This window comes from Streptomyces longisporus, assembly GCF_039532765.1.
Lineage (GTDB): Bacteria > Actinomycetota > Actinomycetes > Streptomycetales > Streptomycetaceae > Streptomyces > Streptomyces longisporus.
This window is the reverse complement of record NZ_BAAASG010000014.1, coordinates 276,102-294,870: the sequence shown is the minus strand read 5'-3', so window position 1 is coordinate 294,870 and position 18,769 is coordinate 276,102. Positions and strand designations below refer to the sequence as shown.

General features: G+C 67.3%; 17 protein-coding genes and 1 tRNA gene. 7 read left to right on the top strand and 11 right to left on the bottom strand.

Annotated elements, in window-relative coordinates; all coding sequences use genetic code 11:
• Positions 1-4: 4 nt before the first annotated feature.
• The 4 genes from ABD355_RS30300 to ABD355_RS30285 all read left to right on the top strand — a co-directional run bounded on the left by ABD355_RS30300 (position 5) and on the right by ABD355_RS30285 (position 5,163).
• Positions 5-826, top strand: coding sequence for an NmrA family NAD(P)-binding protein (locus ABD355_RS30300; protein WP_344403983.1), 822 nt, complete (start codon positions 5-7; stop codon positions 824-826).
• A 195-nt stretch (positions 827-1,021) separates the two neighbouring features.
• Positions 1,022-2,407 carry a pyridoxal phosphate-dependent decarboxylase family protein gene (locus ABD355_RS30295; RefSeq protein WP_344403982.1) on the top strand — a complete coding sequence of 462 codons (1,386 nt, stop codon included), beginning with the start codon at positions 1,022-1,024 and terminating at the stop codon, positions 2,405-2,407.
• Positions 2,408-2,502: 95 nt separating this feature from the next.
• Positions 2,503-3,936 carry a lysine N(6)-hydroxylase/L-ornithine N(5)-oxygenase family protein gene (locus tag ABD355_RS30290; RefSeq protein ID WP_344403981.1) on the top strand — a complete coding sequence of 478 codons (1,434 nt, stop codon included), beginning with the start codon at positions 2,503-2,505 and terminating at the stop codon, positions 3,934-3,936.
• A gap of 78 nt (positions 3,937-4,014) precedes the next feature.
• Positions 4,015-5,163 carry a GDSL-type esterase/lipase family protein gene (locus ABD355_RS30285; RefSeq protein WP_344403980.1) on the top strand — a complete coding sequence of 383 codons (1,149 nt, stop codon included), beginning with the start codon at positions 4,015-4,017 and terminating at the stop codon, positions 5,161-5,163.
• Positions 5,164-5,183: 20 nt separating this feature from the next.
• Here the strand turns inward: ABD355_RS30285 and ABD355_RS30280 are convergent, their stop codons facing one another.
• Positions 5,184-6,998, bottom strand: coding sequence for a bifunctional metallophosphatase/5'-nucleotidase (locus ABD355_RS30280; protein WP_344403979.1), 1,815 nt, complete (start codon positions 6,996-6,998; stop codon positions 5,184-5,186).
• A gap of 150 nt (positions 6,999-7,148) precedes the next feature.
• Here ABD355_RS30280 and ABD355_RS30275 point away from each other — a divergent pair, with 150 nt between their 5' ends.
• Complete coding sequence (locus ABD355_RS30275) at positions 7,149-7,862, top strand: SIMPL domain-containing protein (protein ID WP_344403978.1); 714 nt, start codon at positions 7,149-7,151, stop codon at positions 7,860-7,862.
• A gap of 143 nt (positions 7,863-8,005) precedes the next feature.
• Positions 8,006-9,442 carry a pyruvate kinase gene (gene pyk / locus ABD355_RS30270; RefSeq protein WP_344403977.1) on the top strand — a complete coding sequence of 479 codons (1,437 nt, stop codon included), beginning with the start codon at positions 8,006-8,008 and terminating at the stop codon, positions 9,440-9,442.
• Positions 9,443-9,452: 10 nt separating this feature from the next.
• On the opposite strand, the gene ABD355_RS30265 is transcribed toward pyk, so the two are convergent.
• Positions 9,453-10,211, bottom strand: coding sequence for a helix-turn-helix domain-containing protein (locus tag ABD355_RS30265; RefSeq protein WP_344403976.1), 759 nt, complete (start codon positions 10,209-10,211; stop codon positions 9,453-9,455).
• 105 nt (positions 10,212-10,316) lie between these two features.
• Positions 10,317-10,389 (bottom strand) — tRNA-Leu (locus ABD355_RS30260).
• Between the two features lie 103 nt (positions 10,390-10,492).
• On the opposite strand from ABD355_RS30260, the gene ABD355_RS30255 reads away from it, so the two are divergent.
• A complete protein-coding gene (locus tag ABD355_RS30255; protein WP_344403975.1) occupies positions 10,493-11,149 on the top strand; it encodes an ANTAR domain-containing response regulator in 657 nt (218 codons plus the stop codon).
• A gap of 84 nt (positions 11,150-11,233) precedes the next feature.
• On the opposite strand, the gene ABD355_RS30250 is transcribed toward ABD355_RS30255, so the two are convergent.
• The 8 genes from ABD355_RS30250 to ABD355_RS30215 all read right to left on the bottom strand — a co-directional run bounded on the left by ABD355_RS30250 (position 11,234) and on the right by ABD355_RS30215 (position 18,745).
• The gene (locus ABD355_RS30250; RefSeq protein WP_344403973.1) at positions 11,234-11,950 is read right to left on the bottom strand and encodes an ABC transporter ATP-binding protein; all 717 of its coding nucleotides are present in this window, start codon (positions 11,948-11,950) and stop codon (positions 11,234-11,236) included.
• Entirely contained in the window at positions 11,947-12,837 is an 891-nt protein-coding gene (locus tag ABD355_RS30245) for an ABC transporter ATP-binding protein (protein ID WP_344403972.1), read from the bottom strand. The genes ABD355_RS30250 and ABD355_RS30245 overlap by 4 nt, the downstream gene beginning before the upstream one ends.
• A gap of 8 nt (positions 12,838-12,845) precedes the next feature.
• Entirely contained in the window at positions 12,846-14,636 is a 1,791-nt protein-coding gene (locus ABD355_RS30240; protein WP_344403971.1) for a branched-chain amino acid ABC transporter permease, read from the bottom strand.
• Positions 14,637-14,641: 5 nt separating this feature from the next.
• A complete protein-coding gene (locus ABD355_RS30235) occupies positions 14,642-15,574 on the bottom strand; it encodes a branched-chain amino acid ABC transporter permease (RefSeq protein ID WP_344403970.1) in 933 nt (310 codons plus the stop codon).
• Positions 15,575-15,676: 102 nt separating this feature from the next.
• Positions 15,677-16,903, bottom strand: a complete 1,227-nt coding sequence (locus tag ABD355_RS30230) for a branched-chain amino acid ABC transporter substrate-binding protein (protein ID WP_344403969.1) — start codon at positions 16,901-16,903, stop codon at positions 15,677-15,679.
• Positions 16,904-17,197: 294 nt separating this feature from the next.
• Positions 17,198-17,776 (bottom strand): hypothetical protein, encoded by a 579-nt coding sequence (locus ABD355_RS30225; protein ID WP_344403968.1) that lies wholly within the window; start codon positions 17,774-17,776, stop codon positions 17,198-17,200.
• Positions 17,773-18,204 (bottom strand): hypothetical protein, encoded by a 432-nt coding sequence (locus tag ABD355_RS30220; protein ID WP_344403967.1) that lies wholly within the window; start codon positions 18,202-18,204, stop codon positions 17,773-17,775. The genes ABD355_RS30225 and ABD355_RS30220 overlap by 4 nt, the downstream gene beginning before the upstream one ends.
• A gap of 52 nt (positions 18,205-18,256) precedes the next feature.
• Positions 18,257-18,745, bottom strand: coding sequence for a hotdog fold thioesterase (locus tag ABD355_RS30215; protein ID WP_344403965.1), 489 nt, complete (start codon positions 18,743-18,745; stop codon positions 18,257-18,259).
• Between the last annotated feature and the right edge of the window lie 24 nt (positions 18,746-18,769).

The window sequence follows — 18,769 nt, the reverse complement described above, 5'->3', positions numbered from 1 at the left end:
CCCCGTGATCGTAGTGACCGGCGCCACCGGCAACGTCGGCCGTGCCCTCGTCCAACGCCTCGTCGCCGACGGGCGGCCGGTGCGGGCCCTGACCCGGGATCCGCAGCGGGCCGAACTGCCCGCCGGGGCCGAGGTGGTACGGCTCCAGCACGACCGGCCCGAGGCCCTGTTCGAGGGAGCGACCAAGCTCTTCCTCTACATCCAGGCCGGCACCGACCTGCTGGCGGCGGCCCGAGCGGCCGGCGTCCGGCACGTCGTCCTGCTGTCCTCCGGGATCATCCAGGACGGCGCCGACGAGACCCACCCCATCCACGTCATGCACGCCACCGTGGAACGCGCGATCCGCGACAGCGGCCTGGAGTGGACCTTCCTGCGCCCCAACGCGTTCGCCACCAACGCCCTGCACTGGGCACCGCAGATCCGCACCGGTGACACCGTCCGCGGCGTCTTCGCGGGCGGACTGAGCGCCCCCATCCACGAGGACGACATCGCCGCCGTCGCCGAACGCGCCCTCCTCGACCCCGGCCACGAAGGCGCCGTCCACCGCCTCACCGGGCCCGAGGCGATCAGCAACGCCGACCAGATCGCCACCATCGGCCGGGCGATCGGACGCCATCTGGACTTCGTCGAGGTGGCCCCTGACCAGGCCGGACCCGAACTCTTCCCGCACCTCCCGCCGCAGCTGCGCGAGAGCCTGCTGACATCCTTCGCGGCCACCGTCGGCGTCCCCCCGGAGATCACCACCACCGTCGAAAAGATCACCGGAACCCCGGCCCGCACCTTCGCCACCTGGGCCGACGACCACACGGACGACTTCCGGGCCTGACACCGGACCCACGGCCCCCTACCCAAAGCCCCCCATACCCCAACACCCCACAAAACCCCTGAACCGCAACACGTCTTCCCCGTAGGAAAGCCGTAAGGACACCCTTTCGGGTTCCGATCGTTGAACCTCCCGGGCACGCGCACGCATCCACCGACAAGCTGGAACCCCCTCTGCCCGCGCGCCCGGGAGGAACCCATGAGCACACCGAGCCTGGCCTCCGGCCCCGAAGGCCCCCACGCCCTGAGGCCGTTGCTCGACACCGTGCTCCAAGCACTCGACGAGGGCGCACACGCACGCGGCGGCCCCCTGCCCGCCGGCGGACCCGCCGCCGTCGCCGCACGCCTGCGGGCCGCCCTCGGCGACGTACTGCCACAGCACGGCGACCCCGAAGCCCTCCACACCCTCGTGCACGCCCTCGCCGAAGGCGCCGCCGACCCCGCCGACCCCCTGTGCGCCGCCCATCTGCACTGCCCGCCCCTCGCCGTCGCCACCGCCGCCGACCTCGCCGCGAGCGTCCTCAACCCCTCCCTCGACTCCTGGGACCAGGCCCCCGCGGCATCCGAGCTGGAGACGCTCGTCACCCGCGCGCTCGCCGCCGAGATCTACGCCGGAGCAGCCACCCCGCCCTCACCCGACGCCCTGATCACCACCGGCGGCACCGAATCCAACCAACTCGCTCTCCTCCTCGCCCGCGAGATCCACGGCACCGGCCTCCGCCTGATCTGCGGAGCCAATGCCCACCACTCACTGCCCCGCGCCGCCTGGCTCCTCGGCCTGCCCGACCCCGTCACCCTCCCCGCCCCCACCGGCACCCTCGACCCCGCCGCCCTCGACGAGGCCCTCACCACCCTCCCCGGGCCCCACCTCGTCGCCGCCACCGCCGGTACCACCGACGCCGGACTCATCGACCCCCTCCCCGAGATCGCCGCCCTGTGCGCCGCCCACCACGCCCGCCTGCACATCGACGCCGCCTACGGTGGAGGTCTCCTCCTCAGCGACCGCCACCGCACCAAACTCACCGGCCTGGACCACGCCCACACCATCACCCTCGACCTGCACAAACTCGGCTGGCAGCCGGTCGCAGCCGGCCTCCTCGCCGTCCGCGACCCCCACGACCTCACCGCCCTGAACCAGCACGCCGACTACCTCAACGCCGACGACGACACCGAAGCCGGCCTCCCCGACCTCCTCGGCCGCTCCCTGCGCACCACCCGCCGCCCCGACATCCTCAAGATCGCCGTCACCCTCAAAACCCTCGGCCGCACCGGCCTCGGCGCACTCGTCGACCAAGTCTGCGACCGGGCCCAGGAGTTCGCCGCCCTCGTGAGGGACCATCCGGGCTTCGAGCTCCACGACCGCCCCACCATCAGCACGGTCCTGTTCCGGCCCGCACACACCACCGACGACGCCGTCGCCGCCGTACGCCGAAGACTCCTCCACCAGGGCCGCGCCGTCCTCGGCCGCGCCCGCCTCGACGACCGCCTCTGGCTCAAAGCCACCCTGCTCAACCCCGACACCCGCCCCGACGACCTCGCCACCCTGCTCACCCTCGTCGAAAAGGCCGCCGACGAACCCGCCTGAGCGAAGCCGCCCGAGGCGAAAGCCGCCCGCGAAGTCCACGCACCCACCCAGGACTGCGCAGACTCCGCCGAAGACCCGTGGAAGGAACCACCCCGATGAGCACGCCCCCGCACCCACACCACGAGCCCGACGCACCCCGCGACCTCGTCGGCATCGGCATCGGCCCCTTCAACCTCTCCCTCGCCGCCCTCGCCCACCCCCTCACCGCACTCGACACCGCCTTCTACGACCAGCGCCCCTCCTTCGCCTGGCACCCCGGCCTCCTCATCGACGGCTCCCGCATCCAAGTCCCCTTCCTCGCCGACCTGGTCACCCTCGCCGACCCCACCAGCCCCTGGACCTTCCTCAACCACCTCAAATCCCGCGACCGCCTCTTCCCCTTCTACTTCGCCGAGCGCTTCCACATCCAGCGCGCCGAGTACGACACCTACTGCCGCTGGGTCGCCGCCGGCCTGACCGGACTCCACTTCGGCCACCAGATCGACGCCGTCCGCTGGAACCCCGAACGCGACGTCTTCGAAGTCGACTACACCCAACTGGGCCCCGACGGAGAAGCCGAAGCCCTCGGCCGCACCCACACCCGCAACATCGCCCTCGGCATCGGCACCGAACCCCACATCCCCGAACCACTCAAAACCCTCGTCGAAGCCCCCGGCGTACCCGTCGTCCACTCCGCCGACTACCTCGCCCACCGCGACACGTTCCGCACCGCCGACCATGTCACCGTCATCGGATCAGGCCAGTCGGGCGCCGAGATCTTCCTCGACCTGCTCCGCGCCCGCCCCGCAGGCCGCGAAAAAATCCACTGGCTCGGCCGCACCGAGGCCTTCGCCCCCATGGAGTACTCCAAACTCGGCCTCGAACACTTCACCCCCGACTACACCCGCTACTTCCACGCCCTCCCCGAAGCCGTCCGCGACCGCCTCGTCACCAGCCAGTGGCAACTCCACAAAGGCATCGACGCCGACACCATCGCCGCCATCCACGACGAGCTCTACCACCGCACCCTGAACGGCGGCTGGCCCGACGTCGTCCTCACCCCCGGCGTCCGCGTCCGCACCGCAGGCCGCCTCGCCACCACCAAAGTCGAACTCCACCTGGAACACACCCAGCAGGACTCCCGCTCCCGCCTCACCACCGACGCCGTCATCCTCGCCACCGGCTACCGCGAACGCCCCCTCGACCGCCTCCTCGCCGGCCTCGACCCCTACCTGCGACGCGACAGCCGTCACCGCCCCCGCATCGACGAACGCTTCCGCCTCGCCCTCGACCCCTCCATCAGTGCCGCCAACTGCCACATCTACGTCCAGAACGCCGAACGCCACACCCATGGAGTCGGCACCCCCGACCTCGGCCTCGCCGCCTGGCGCTCGGCCACCATCCTCAACTCCCTCACCGGAAAAGAGACCTACCCCCTCCCCGCCCGAACCGCCTTCACCACCTTCGGACTCGACCAGCAGCAACACCCGCACATCCCCCGCGCCCGCCAGGCACCCGTCCTCACCCCCCTCGTCGACGACAGGCAATGAGCCGCTGAACAGGCACCCGAATTCGGGCGCCACAGACAGGCAGGAAGAACTCCGGCGGCGGTGACGTTGGAGCAAGCCATGACCACGACCTGGATCGCAGCCCACCGCATCGCCGTCATCAACCCGCACGAGGCCTTCCACCTCTTCGAACCCCGCGGCTTCACCGACCAGACCATCCGGCAGTCCATCCGCCTCGCCGGCGGAGGCGAAGCACTACGACTACGGCTCAGCAACCGCTACGGCAAGGAACCCCTCGACATCGGCGGCGCCCACCTCGCCGTACGCACGCACGGCAGCGGCATCGACCCCACCAGCGACACACCGCTGCACTTCTCCGGCGCCGAAACCGTCACCATCCCCGTCGGCGAGGACATCACCAGCGACCCCGTCGAACTCCCCGTCAGCGCCGGCGAAGAACTCACCCTCAGCCTCTACCTGCCCGGCGACACAGGACTCAGCACCTACAGCGCAGTGCCCTACGACACCGGACACGCCGTCCCCGGCAACCAACTCTCCGCCGAACTGCTCCACAGCGCCGAAGAACTGCCCACCGGCCACTTCCTCACCGGCGTCGACGTCCTCGCCCCCGCCGACACCCGCATCGCCGTCGCCTTCGGCGACTCCTGGATCGAAGGCGCCTTCACCACCCCCGGCGCCGACAACAGCTTCCCCGCACAGCTCAGCCGCCGACTCACCCGCGGCTGGATCGTCAACCAGGGCATCTCCGGCAACCGCCTCCTCACCGACGAGATCGGCGACCACCTGCTCTCCCGCATCGACCACGACGTCCTCGCCGTGCCCGGCGTCAGCCACGTCCTCATCCACATCGGCCTCAACGACCTCGGACTCCCCGGCCTCATCGCCCACCCCGAAGCCGCCGAAGGCCCCACCGCCACCGCGTTCATCGCCGGCCTGACCACCCTCGCCGACCGACTGCACAGCGCCGGACTCACCGTCATCGGCTCCACGATCGGCCCCTACCGCGGCACCGTCCATGAGGGCTACGACACCGAAACCGGCCAGGCCGTACGCCGCGACGTCAACACCTGGCTCCTCGGCACCGAGCACCCCTTCGACGCCGTCATCGACATCGCCGCCGCCGTCGCCGACCCCACCGCCCCGGACCGCATCCGCCCCGATTTCAACGGCGGCGACGGCCTCCACGTCAACGACGCCGGCGCAAAAGCCATCGCCGACGCCGTGGACCTGTCACTGCTCAATCTTTAGACGCTCCAGAAACAGCCGCCCTAGAAAACCGGCGCACCGCCCCGCGTCAGCCGCCAGTCCACCGACGCGAAGTCCTTCGGATCCAGCACACCCTTCGCCGTCACCCACTCCGCGATCCGCGTCCGGATCTCCGTCGACTCCGACCACAGCTCCTGCGCGGACGCCACATGTGGGAACGCACCACCACCGTTGGCCCGATAGTTGTTCACCGCGAACACGAACTTCTGCGCATCGTCCAGCGCGGCACCCTTGTAGGTCACATTCCTCACCCGCGACCCCGCCGGCTGGGCGATGTCGATCTCGTACGACAGCCCCGACACATAGTCGTAGTTGTAGTCCGGGCGGTTGTTCGCATTCGTCAGCTTCTCCACATCGACCACCGCGTCCGGCGCCGTCTGCACGAAATACTCCGCCGAGTACTCCAGATACGCCTTGAGCTGCGCACCCGTCAGCAGCTTCGCGACCAGCGTGTTGTCGTACACATAAAGGCTCGACAGATCCCGGATCGTCACCTCGCCGGCCGGGATCTCCGAGGTACGGGAGAAAGGCGAAGCCTGCGCCAGCACAGGCAGCGACGCATACTCGGTGCCCGCCAACGCCGCCTTCACCACATCCTCCTGGACCTTGGTGATCAGATCGATGATCGGCGCGTCCTTGTACCGCGCCTCGACCGTCGTCAACGTCTCCGTCGCCGTACCCACCACCTGGTTGACGTACTCGACGACCTTCGCATGCTCGTCCGACAACAACTTGGTGATCTTCGGGTCGTCGGCGACGGAATTGGAGTTGAGCACCCTCGACGAGACGGACTCCACGCTCCAGCCGCCCTTCGCGAAGACCAGCTCGATGTCGAACAGCGACAGCCGCTCCGCGTACGCCAGCGGCTCGGACAACACCACCGTCTTCCCGGTCCTGGCATTGGTGACCCTCAACTCCGGAATCTCTACATGCGCATGACCGACCAGAATCGCATCGATGTCCGGCACCTGCTGAGCCACCAATGCGGCCGAGTTCTCGACGTACGGCAGCTGGTCACCGTACGACGACGTACCCGAGGAGCCGGAGTGCGCCGACACGACCACCACATCCGCACCCATCGACTTCAGCCTCGGCACCCACTTCGCCGCCTGCTCCTCCAGACCCGGAAACTCCAACTTCCCCTGCACATAAGCCTTGTCCCAGATCGCAATACCGGGATTGGTCAGACCCAGCACCGCCACCTTCACCGACGGCAGCCCCGGCACCCGGAACTTCTTGATGACATACGGCGGAAAAGCCGGCCGCTGCGTCTTCACATCCAGCGCATTCGCACCCAGCAGCGGGAAACGCAGCTGCTCCTCGAACTTCCGCAGCGTCTCGATACCGTAGTTGAACTCGTGGTTGCCCAGCGCCGCCGCGTCATACCCGATCGCGTTCATCGCCTGCGCCATCGGATGCACCGGACCACCCTCCGCGGTGATCGGATCCACCTTCGCGTAGTAGTACGTCAGCGGGGTGCCCTGGATCGTGTCGCCCGCATCCAGCAGCAGCGTGTTGCAGCGGCCCTTCTCCGCCCGCACCTGGTTCACCAGCGTCGAGATACGCGCCAGACCCTGCGCATTGCCCGCCTTGTCGGAGTACTCCGCGTCCTTGAAGTAGTCCCAGTTGAAGACGTGACCGTGCAGATCGGTCGTGCCCATCACAGTGAGCGAGTACCGCCTGGCCGGCTTCTTCACCGCCGCGCTCTCCGCGGCCTGCGCCGCCGGGGCCGCCACCGCACCCGCGATCACCACCCCCGCCCCGGCCGCGGCGGACTCCTTCAGAAACTTCCGACGGTTCAGACGGTTCAAAGGCATGCCAGGATCTCCTCGGCGAATGGTCAACAACGCGCGTAGATTCTGACCCGGACACGGCAACCAGCAACAGACCCCGCAGGTCTCGATCCGATGACCCCAACACCCACAACCCCCACCTGCAACCAACCCAGAACTGACAGAGTGAGACGTATGACCACCCCACCCCACGACACCCACCCCGCCGTCCCCTACGGCACCCCCGACGCCCCCCGCATCGCCGTACGCGGCGAAGCCCACCTCGAAGTCGACCCCGAAATCGCCCGCATCGGCATCACCGTCGCCTCCCGCGGCAAAGACCGCCGCACCGCCCTCGACGACCTCACCCGGCGCAACACCACCGCACTCGACCTCATCAAGACATATGGGGAGGCAGTGGAGCGGCTGGAGACCGGATCCTTCTCCATCACGCCCGAACTCAAAGAACACGGCCGCGGCGAACGCATCCACGCCTACCACGGCCGCGTCCACGTCACCGCCGAACTCACGGACTTCACCGCCCTTGGCGAACTCACCACCCGCCTCGCCGACCTCGAACTCGCACGAGTCGACGGCCCCTGGTGGGCGCTGCGCCCCGACTCACCCGCCCACCGCCAAGCCCGCCAACAAGCCGTCAAAGAGGCAGTCCAACGAGCCAAGGAATACGCAGAAGCACTCGGTACCACCCTCGCAGCCCTCGTAGAACTCGCCGACATCGGAGCCGAAAACACCCAGCCCTACCCACCGGCCCCCGGCGCCCGCATGCGCTCCATGGCCTACGGCGCAGCCGCCGAAGACACCGCCGCACCCCTCGACCTCGAACCCCAACGCCAACATGTCTACGCCGCCGTCAATGCCCGATTCACCATGACCCCGCCACGGCTCTAGAACTCCGGTCCGAAGCCGTTCGAATGCTCATCAGAGCATGCATCTGCACAATTCAATACTTGTCAACAAGCCTTCATCCAAAGGTTGTTGAGTAGTCACGCACGCCAAATTCTCTACCCGCTGGTAAGGCCTAGGGTCGAACCATGCGCCGAGCAAAAATCGTCTGCACCCTGGGCCCCGCCACCGACTCCTACGACCAGATCAAAGCCCTCGTAGAAGCCGGAATGGACGTAGCCCGCTTCAACCTCAGCCACGGCACCCACGCCGAACACGAGGAGCGCTACCAGCGCGTGCGAAAGGCCGCCGACGAAACCGGCCGCAGCGTCGGACTCCTCGCCGACCTTCAAGGCCCGAAGATCCGCCTCGGCCACTTCACCGAAGGCCCCGCACTCCTTGAACGCGGCGACACCTTCACCATCACGGTGGAGGAGGGTGTCCAAGGCAATGGCCACACCTGCGGCACCACATACCCCGGCCTCGCCCACGACGTCACCCCCGGCGAACGCATCCTCGTCGACGACGGCAAGGTCTCCCTCGAAGTCACCCAGGTCGACGGCCCCCGCATCCACACCAGGGTCATCGAAGGAGGCATGGTCTCCGACCACAAAGGCCTCAACCTCCCCGGAGTCGCGGTCTCCGTCCCCGCCCTCTCGGACAAGGACGAAGCAGACCTGCGCTGGGCGCTGCGCACCGGCTTCGACGTCATCGCGCTGTCCTTCGTCCGCAGCGGCCGCGACATCGAAGACGTCCACCGCATCATGGACGAAGAGGCCCGCCGCCTGCCCGTCATCGCCAAGGTCGAGAAACCCCAGGCAGTCGACGCGATCGACGACATCGTCGCCGCCTTCGACGGCATCATGGTCGCGCGCGGGGACTTGGGCGTGGAGATGCCTCTCGAACAGGTCCCGATCGTCCAAAAGCGCGCGATCAAGTTGGCGAAGCGCAATGCCAAGCCGGTCATCGTGGCCACCCAGATGCTCGACTCGATGATCGACAATTCGCGACCCACGCGGGCAGAGGCGAGTGACGTCGCGAATGCCGTGATCGACGGCACGGACGCCGTGATGCTGTCCGGGGAGACGAGCGTCGGCAAATACCCCATCGAGACGGTCCGCACGATGGCCAAGATTGTGGAGGCCGCAGAGGAGGACATCCTCGCGAAGGGCCTCCCGCCCCTGACGGAACGGAACAAGCCCCGCACCCAGGGCGGCGCGGTCGCCCGAGCGGCGGCGGAAATGGGCGACTTCCTCGGCGCCAGGTTCCTGGTCGCCTTCACCCAGTCGGGCGACACGGCCCGCCGCCTTTCGCGCTACCGCTCCCCGATCCCGCTACTGGCGTTTACGCCGGAGCCGGCGACGCGATCGCAGCTGAGCCTGACGTGGGGCGCGGAGACGTTCCTCGGGCCGCACGTGGACTCGACGGATGCGATGGTCGAGCAGGTGGACGAGCTGTTGCTCAAGTACGGCCGCTGCGAGAAGGGGGACGTCGTGGTGATTACGGCGGGGTCGCCTCCGGGGGTTTCGGGGTCCACGAACATGGTGCGGGTGCATCACATTGGGGAGGATGACAGTCCCAAGTAGGGCTCTGGGGTCAGTACTTGGGGCCTACGTGGGCGTCCATGAGGGCTACTGAGGCTTTGCGGGCGACGGAGATGTTGAACGGGTCGCCGTTGCGGGTGCAGTACGTCCACTGCACGCCGAGCTTGTCGAGAGTGTCGGTGTAGAGCTGGCGGATGTCGCCGGACACGTTGGTGAAGAAGTAGCGCGGGTATTCGTAGCGCTTTCGTGTACCCGCGACGAGGCGAGTGGTCCAGTTCGTGATGCGGCAGCCGTCGGAGTGGATGAGGCCGCGGATGAATTCCCACGGGTGGGTGTTGACGATTTCCCGCTGCCAAGGCACGAGACTGATGGCGCGCTCGTGCTTCTTGCCGGGGCCGTGTTGAGGGAAGAGGTGAGGCCACTGCCGGGAATAGCTCGTCACCGCAGCGCAGCCCTGCCTCTGAAGTGTGTAGACACCGATCCCGGGGACCACTTTCTGGATGGCCTCGCGGCACTCCTGGAGGAGGCCGGGCCATGCGTCGGCGCACGCGATCCTTAGATAGTAACCCGTGCTGCGCGGGTGGGCACTGATGCAACCGTCGCCGAGATAGAGGCCCAACAGATAGGCGTACGCGATTTCGTCAGCGGGAGGCTCGGGGGCCGGAGGCGTCATACGGGGGAGGGGTTCGAGACGGTCCTGCCAAGAGCGGATCGCTGCGCGCGAGATACCCGTCTCCTTGCTTACGGAGTTCAGGCTGCGCCCTTGGGAGACCAGCGCCAGCGCTCGCTTGCGCATGCTGATGTCGTACATGCGAACAGACTGCGAGAGTGATCGCGACGACACGCAGCAAAAAGCGGATGTTCACGAGAACGTGGACATCCGCTTTCAGGCCGCGCCTTCGAATCGAAGGAAAAGTGCCCCGGGTGGGATTCGAACCCACGCTGTCGGTGGTTTGAGCACCGTGTCTCTCCCGCTGGACTACCGGGGCTTCCTCTAAAACAAAGGTCAGCGGTCACCCGCTGTGCTCCTACCTTATCGCAGCTAGGTAGGCTCTTGTCAGCAGCACCCCTGCCCCTGAACGAGGAGCCCCCGTGACCGCCCCCGAGTCGCCCCAGCCCGTAGACGCGCCCGACGACGACAAGTCGCACGTGCCTCCGCTGACGACCCGTGTCGTCATCGCCGAGGACGAGGCCCTGATCCGGCTCGACCTCAAAGAGATGCTGGAGGAAGAGGGCTACAGCGTCGTCGGCGAGGCCGGTGACGGCGAGCAGGCCATCGAGCTTGCCCGTGAGCACCAGCCGGACCTCGTGATTCTCGATGTGAAGATGCCCAAGCTGGACGGCATCTCGGCGGCCGAGAAGATCGCCGAGGAGCGCATCGCCCCCGTGCTGATGCTTACGGCCTTCTCGCAGCGCGACCTCGTGGAGCGGGCTCGCGATGCCGGCGCGATGGCGTACCTCGTGAAGCCGTTCAGCAAGAGTGATGTCGTTCCGGCCATTGAGATGGCTGTCTCGCGCTTCACGGAGCTGAAGGAGCTGGAGAAGGAGGTCGCTGACCTCACGCTCCGCCTGGAGACCCGCAAGCTGGTCGACCGGGCGAAGTCCATCCTCCAGACGGAGTACGGGCTGACGGAGCCGGCGGCGTTCCGGTGGATTCAGAAGACGTCGATGGATCGTCGGATGTCGATGCAGCAGGTTGCGGAGGCGGTCATTCAGGACGCGGATGAGAAGAAGGCCGCGAAGGGCTGACCCCGGCATCCATACACAGACCGAGGCCCGCGTCCCTGGAGAACCAGGGGCGCGGGCCTCGTCGTACAGCCGAGCGAGTCAGCCTCAGTCCTCGCCGAGGTACGCCTTGCGTACGGACTCGTCGTGCAGGAGGTCCTCGCCGGTGCCGGAGAGGACGATGTTGCCGACCTCCATGACGTGTCCCTGGTCGGCGAGTGACAGGGCTGCCTGGGCGTTCTGTTCGACGAGGAGGATGGTCGTGCCCTGGGCCTTGAGTTCCACGATCGTCGACATGATCTTCTGCATCATGATCGGGGAGAGACCCATGGAGGGCTCGTCGAGCATCAGCAGTTTCGGCTGGGACATCAGCGCGCGGCCCATTGCCAGCATCTGCTGCTCCCCGCCCGAGAGGGTGCCGGCGGCCTGCTTGCGGCGTTCTCCGAGGATCGGGAAGAGGTCGTAGGCCCTCTGTATGTCCTTTTGGATGCCTTCCTTGTCCTTTCTCAGGAAGGCGCCGAGTTGCAGGTTCTCCTCGATGGTGAGGCGCGGAAAGATGTGTCGGCCTTCGGGGGAGTGGGCGAGGCCCAGGGCGACGATTTTGTGGGCCGGAATGCCGGAGAGCGGCTTGCCGTCGAAGGTGATCTTTCCGTGGCTGGGCTTGAGGAGGCCGGAGAGGGTGCGCAGGGTGGTGGTTTTGCCGGCGCCGTTGGTGCCGATGAGGGTGACGACCTGGCCTGCTTCGACCTTGAAGGAGATGCCTTTGACGGCTTCGATTTTGCCGTAGGCGACCCGGAGGTCTTCGACCTCGAGGAGTGCGGTCACTGGGCTTCTCCCTTGGTGGTGCTGGTGGTGCTGTCGGCGGCTCCGGCTTCTGCGGCGGCTATTTCGGCGGCTTCTGCTTCTCCGGGGTCGCCTTCGAAGGGTTCGCCGAGGTATGCGGCGATGACGCGTTCGTCGGCCTGGACGACTTCGGAGGTGCCTTCGACGAGTTTTTCGCCTTGGACGAGGACGGCGACGCGGTCGCAGAGGTTGAAGATGAAGCGCATGTCGTGCTCGATGACGAGGACGGCGATGCCCTTGTCGCGGATGGCGAAGACGAGTTCTTCGGTTGCCCGCGTTTCCTGGGGGTTCATGCCGGCGGTGGGCTCGTCGAGGAGGAGCAGGCCGGGTTCGGATGCGAGTGCGCGGGCGATTTCGAGCTTGCGCTGTTCGCCGTAGGGGAGGTTGCGTGCCAGGTGGTCGCGCTTGTGCTCCAGTCCGATGAACTCGAGGAGTTCCAGGGCTCGTTCTTCGCTGGCCTTTTCGGCCTTCTTGAAGCCGGGGCCGCGCAGCAGTGCTGACCAGAGGCCTTCTTTGGTGCGGGTGTGGCGGCCGACGAGGACGTTTTCCAGGACGGTCATGTTGGCGAAGAGCCGGATGTTCTGGAAGGTGCGGGCCATGCCGGCTTTGGTGACGAGGTGCGGCTTGGGGGGTAGGACGTTGCCTTTGTAGCGGACGGTGCCTTCGGTGGGGATGTACAGGCCGGTGAGGCAGTTGAAGAAGGTGGTTTTGCCGGCGCCGTTGGGGCCGATGAGTCCGACGATTTCGCCGGCGTTGACGGTGAAGTCGACGTTGCGTACGGCGGTGAGTCCGCCGAAGCGCATGGTGACTCCGGCGGCTTCGAGTACGGGGGTGCCGGGGGTCGACTCGGTGGTGGTGTTGGTGGTCATCGCGGGTCTCACGCCCCTGCCTTGGAGACGCCGACCGTGCCTTCGGGGAGGGTTGCGCCTTCGGGTACGGCGAGTTGGTCGGTCTCGTGGTATTCGAGCTGCTGTCGTTTGTTGGCGACGATTCCTTCGGGGCGGAAGCGCATCAGGAGGACGAGTGCGATGCCGAAGAAGAGCAGCTGGTAGTCGTTGAGGAACTGGAGTTTGGTGGGGATGACGTAGAGCAGTGTCGCGCCGAGGAGGGGGCCGGTGATGGTGCCCATGCCGCCGAGGATGACGGCGGCGAGGAGGAATGCGGAGCTGGGGGGGACGGGGCCGGCGAAGACGTACATCTCGGGGACGACGGTGTGCTGTACGTGGGCCTGGATGGTGCCGGCGAGGCCGGCGAGGGTGGCGCCGAGGGCGAAGGCGATGAGTTTGACGCGGAAGCCGTTGATGCCCATGGCGGTGGCGGCGGTTTCGTCTTCGCGGATGGCGACCCAGGCGCGGCCGATGCGGGAGTTGCCGGCGCGGGCGAAGATCGTGACGACCAGCGCGGTGCAGATGAGCATCAGCCAGAAGTAGTTGGCGTAGGAGCCGAGGGTGAAGCCGAGGATGTTGTGGGTGGCGCCGAAGTCGAAGCCGAGGATTTTGAGGTCGGGGATGTTGGGGATGCCGTTGGGCCCGTTGGTGATGTTGGGGCCTGAGGTGCCGTCGAGGTTGCCCATGGCGATGCGGAAGATTTCTCCGAAGCCGAGGGTGACGATGGCGAGGTAGTCGCCGCGCAGTCGCAGGGTGGGGGCGCCGATGAGGACGCCGAAGATGAGGGAGGCGGCGGCGCCGGTGAGGACGGCGGCCCAGAACGGGAAGGTGACGTGGAAGGTGCTCGCGGTGGTGCCGGAGACGAGTGCTGCGGTGTAGGCGCCGACGCCGAGGAAGGCGACGTAGCCGAGGTCGAGGAGTCCGGCGAGGCCGACGACGACGTTGAGGCCGAGGGCGACGGTGGCGAAGATCAGGATGCTGACGGCGAGCAGGGTGAATTCGTCGGTGTTCTGGGTGAAGGGGAATGCTGCGGCGGCGGCGAAGGCGGCGCCGATGGTGACTTGGCGGTGTTTGGTGGTGAGGGCCTGGAGGCGGGTGGTGAGTCCGGCTCGGGCGATGGCGCCGAAGGCGAATCCGGTGATGATGAGGTAGCCGACGAAGAGTTCGCCGTAGGGGGTTTGGATGCCGTAGGCGGCGATCCACAGGCCGAGGGCGAAGACGGCGATGATGATGCCGATTTCGGCCCAGGAGTTGAGGGTGGCGGGCTGCTTGAGGCGGCCGTGTGCGGTGCCGAAGAGGGGGGTGGTGGCTCGTTTGACGGGGGTGGTGGTGGGGTCGGTGTCGCGCGGGAGGGGGAGCGCGAGGGCGGCGAGCAGCGTGATGAGTGAGGCTGCTGCTGCGATGAAGCCGCCGGGGTCGAGGTTGACGAGTCCGCCGAGTTCGATGGCGATGGCGATGACGGTGAACCAGGTGGTGGCGAAGGTGCCGAGGGCCATCAGGAGCAGGGGGGTGTTGTTGCCGGCGGGGTTGAGCCAGCGGAAGCCTCGTATGCCGTGGCCGGCGAGGGCGTAGATGAGGGTGAGTATGGCGCCCGCGAGGGTGAGGACTTGGAGGCCGCCGGGGTAGCCGGTGACGGTGAGGTCGCCGGGGAAGTCGGTGGTGTAGGTCCAGGAGAGGAAGGTGCTCGCGAGTGTTGCGAGGGCGCCGACGGCGAGTGTGAGGCGTGCGCCTGCTTCCGGGAGGGGGATGACGGGCGTGTTTTCGTGGTTTTGGGTGGTCATCGATATCACGCTCGATCCGCGACGCGCTCGCCGAGCAGGCCTTGGGGCCTGACCAGGAGGACGAGAATGAGGAGGACGAAGGCCCAGACGTTGGCCCAGGCGCCGCCGCCGAGCTTGTCCATTCCGGGGATGTCCTGGATGTACTGGATGGAGAGGGCTTCGGCGAGGCCGAGGACGACGCCGCCGAGCATGGCGCCGTAGATGTTGCCGATGCCGCCGAGGACGGCTGCGGTGAAGGCTTTGAGGCCGGCGATGAAGCCCATCTCGTAGTTGATCTGGCCGTATTTGAGGCCGGAGGAGACGGCGGCGATGGCGGCGAAGGCGGCGCCGATGGCGAAGGCCATGACGATGATGCGGTCGGTGTTGACGCCCATGAGTTTGGCGGTGTCGGGGTCTTGGGCGGTGGCTTGCATGGCGCGGCCGGCGCGGCTCTTGGAGACGAAGAGTCCGAGCATGAGCATGCAGAGGGGGGCGGCTATGAGGAGGAAGAGGTCGGCGCGCTGGATCTGCAGGTTGTCGGTGATTTTGAAGGCGTCTCCGTGGAATTCGGGGAAGCTCTTGGCCTGCTTGGCGCCGGGGTAGAAGCCCCAGACGATTTGCTGGAGGGCGATGGAGAGGCCGATTGCGGTGATCAGGGGGGCCAGGCGTGGGGCGGTGCGCAGTGGCCGGTAGGCGAATCGTTCGGCGGCGGTGGCGACGGCCACCGAGGCGATGACGCCGCCGATGATCATGAACGGGATGGCGACGAGCAGTGGGGTGCCGCTGGGCAGCCAGATGTAGATGGTGAGGGCGCCGAAGCCCCCGATCATGTAGATCTCGCCGTGGGCGAAGTTGATGAGCTGGACGATCCCGTAAACCATGGTGTAGCCGATGGCGATGAGGCCATACAGGGCACCGAGGGTCAGGCCGTTGGCCAGCGTTTGCGGCAGTTCGTGCACCGCAGGGCCTCCGATGAGCGTGTCGGATATGACTCCGCGCGAGGGCGCTGTTTGCGCCCTCGCGCGGTGGGTTTCAGGTGGTGCGGGGCTTGGTTGTGCGGGTCAGTCCTTGAAGGTGGCGCTCTTGACGGCCTTCCAGGCGCCGTTCTCGACCTTGTACACGGTCAGCTGCTTGTTGGTGGTGTCGCCGTACTGGTCGAAGGAGACCTTGCCGGTGACGCCGTCGAAGGAGACCTTCTGCATGGCTTCGGTGATCTTGGCGCGGGCGTCGCTGGGGAGCTTGCCGTTGTTGGCTTCGACGACGGCCTTGACGGCCTGGATGATGGACCAGGCGGCGTCGTAGGAGTAGCCGCCGTAGGCCGCGTAGGGGTCCTTGTAGCCGGCTGCCTTGTAGTCGGCGATGAAGGTCTTGGCGGTGTCGAGCTGTTCGACGGGGTAGCCGACGGAGGTGGCGAGGTCACCGTCGTTGGAGACGCCGGAGGCGGAGATGAAGGCGGGGTCGTAGATGCCGTCGCCGCCCATGGTGGGGATCTTGGCTCCGGCCTTCTTGACCTGGTCGGAGATGAGGCCGCCTTCGGGGTACTGGCCGCCGAAGTAGACGGAGTCGGCGCCGGAGGACTTGACCTTGTCGGCGGTGGAGGAGAAGTCGGTCTCCTTCACGGTGATGTGGTCGGTGCCGACGACCTTGCCGCCGAGGCGCTTGAACTCCTGGGAGAAGATCGCGGCGAGGCCGGCTCCGTAGGTCTGCTTGTCGTCGATCACGAAGACCTTCCGCTTCTTCGCGTCGTTGTAGTAGTACTGCGCGGCGAAGCGGCCCTGGATGACGTCCGTGGTGGCCGTGCGGAAGTAGGTCTTGAAGGGGCGCTTGAGGTCGCCCTTTGCCCAGTTGTCGCCCTGGGTGAGGGCGGGGTTGGTGTTGGCGGGCGAGACCTCGGTGAGGTTGGCCTTGGCGAAGTCGCTCTGCATCGACTGGGCGACGCCGGAGTTGAGGGGGCCGACGACGCCGAGGACGTCCTTGTTGCCGACGAGGTTGACGGCGTTCTGGTGGCCGGAGGCGGGCACGGCCTGGTCGTCGAGGGCGACGACCTTGAAGGTGATGCCCTTGACCTCGTTGTTCTTGTTGGCCGTCTTGGCGGCGAGGTCCACGGAGTTCTTGATGCCCTGGCCGAGCGCGGAGAGCGAGCCGGTGAGGGGTGCGTCGACACCGATGACGACGGTGGTGCCGCTGTTGCTCTTGGAATCGTTCTTGTCGCGCGAGCCGCATGCGGTCAGCGTGAGGGCACCAGTGGTGATCACGGTGGTGAGGATGAGCAAGGAACGGTTTCGCACGGTCAGTCCTTTCCCAGGCGCGGCTCCCTCTGGTGAGGTGCCGTTGTGCTGGTGGCCGGACTCGATGGTTCGAATCCGTTTTTACGCCCCCGTGGCACAGTGACTGGCGGTGACTTTAGGTCCAGTCGGCGGGGTGGGGGACCGGTGAAGGTAAGGATGTGACTTTCTTGTTATGCATAAAAATCGAAGCTTGTGACTTCAGGTGGGCAGATCGGGCTTTCCGGCCGCGCCGGGGTGACCGCATGGTGAGAATCCGCAGTTCCGTTCGGGCGTGACGAGATCTTGTGACCGGTATCACATGCAGAGGGTGCGGAGTGACGCGGAGAGGTCTTGCGCATAGGCGGCGCCGAGGATGTAGCTCGGGTTCTGCGTTCCACGCGTGTTACGCAACGTTACGTTCAGGAAAGGAAGTTCGACGCCCTGTGGAAGTCCGGTGCAGTGGCGGACGGCTACCAGGAGGGTGAGGGTGCGGGGTTTCCCGGCCCTCAGGGTGAGGGGGGTGGCGGGGCTGGTGCTCATGGTCAGGCCGTCGTAGGGCTGTGCGAGGCGGGTCAGTGTGGTGGGCGGGCCGGCGTCGAGAAGGGCCCGCAGCCGGAAGGTGAAGGTCCGGGTGCGGGGGTCGGGGGGTTCGCGCAGGCCGGTGTAGGTGAGTTCGGTGACGCTGAGCGGCCAGGGGGTGAAGGCGGCCTGCCGGGCGTCGTCGAGGGGCGCGGTGAAGAGCGTGGCGGTGAGGGCGGCGGCCAGGCCGGTGACGGTCAGGGCGGCGCGCAGTCGTGGGCGGCCCCAAGGGAGTTGGCGGCCGGAGGCGAGGACCTCACCCGCCTCCCGGGCTTCGGCTGGGGACTCCTCTACCGGGCCGATGCCGCTGGTCATTTCGGTGGGCGCCAGTTCTGTGAGCTCCAGGTGGCACCGTTCTCCTCGGTGCAGCGCTGCTCCGACTGACGGTCGATCAACTTCTTTGCGGAGCCCAGTCCGTGGCGTTCCTGCTCGGTGCGGGCGTTCTGGACGATCGTGTCCATTATTTCGTACTGCTGGTTGGACAGGCCCTTCTGCTCCCAGTCGAGGCCGGCCCACTTCCCGCCGGTGATCGTCTCCTTGGCCCAGTACGAGATCAGTTTGGTGCAGGCGGCAACGGCTGAGGTGTCGTCCGGACTGGGCGTCCCGTGTGCCGAGGGCGAGCCGGAGGAGCAGCCCGCGCCGAGCGTGACGGCGAGGGCTGCGGCGGCGAGGGAGAGGGTGCGGGAGACGGCGCGGGTGCCGGTGAGGGTGCGTCGGCCGCGACGGGGAGGGGTTCGCCTCATGCTCTGACGCTAGGGCGGGGGTTGTCCGTGGACAACCCTGGCGGCTGCGCGGTCAGTCGGCGGTGCCGATGTGCGCGCCGTCGCCGCGCCGGACGTCGCGCAGCAGGCAGGTCAGGCGGGCGCTGCACACGCGCCGTCCGTCCTCGTCACTGATCACGATCTCGTACGTGGCGGTGGAGCGGCCGCGGTGCAGGGGTGTGGCGACGCCGGTGACCAGGCCGGAGCGTACGCCGCGGTGGTGGGTGCAGTTCAGGTCGACACCGACTGCGATCTTGGAGCTGCCGCCGTGGAGCATGGAGCCGACGGAGCCGAGGGTCTCGGCGAGGACGGCGGAGGCGCCGCCGTGCAGCAGGCCGTAGGGCTGGGTGTTGCCCTCGACGGGCATGGTGCCGACGACGCGGTCCGCGGAGGCCTCGAGGATCTCCACGCCCATGCGGGTGCCGAGGTGTCCGGCGGAGAAGAGAGCCGGGAGGTCGACGCCGAGTGCGGCGTACTCGTCGATGACCTCCTGCGGGAACTTCACGTACTGCTGCTCGCCCATGCGCCCGGCTCCGTTCGTCTGATT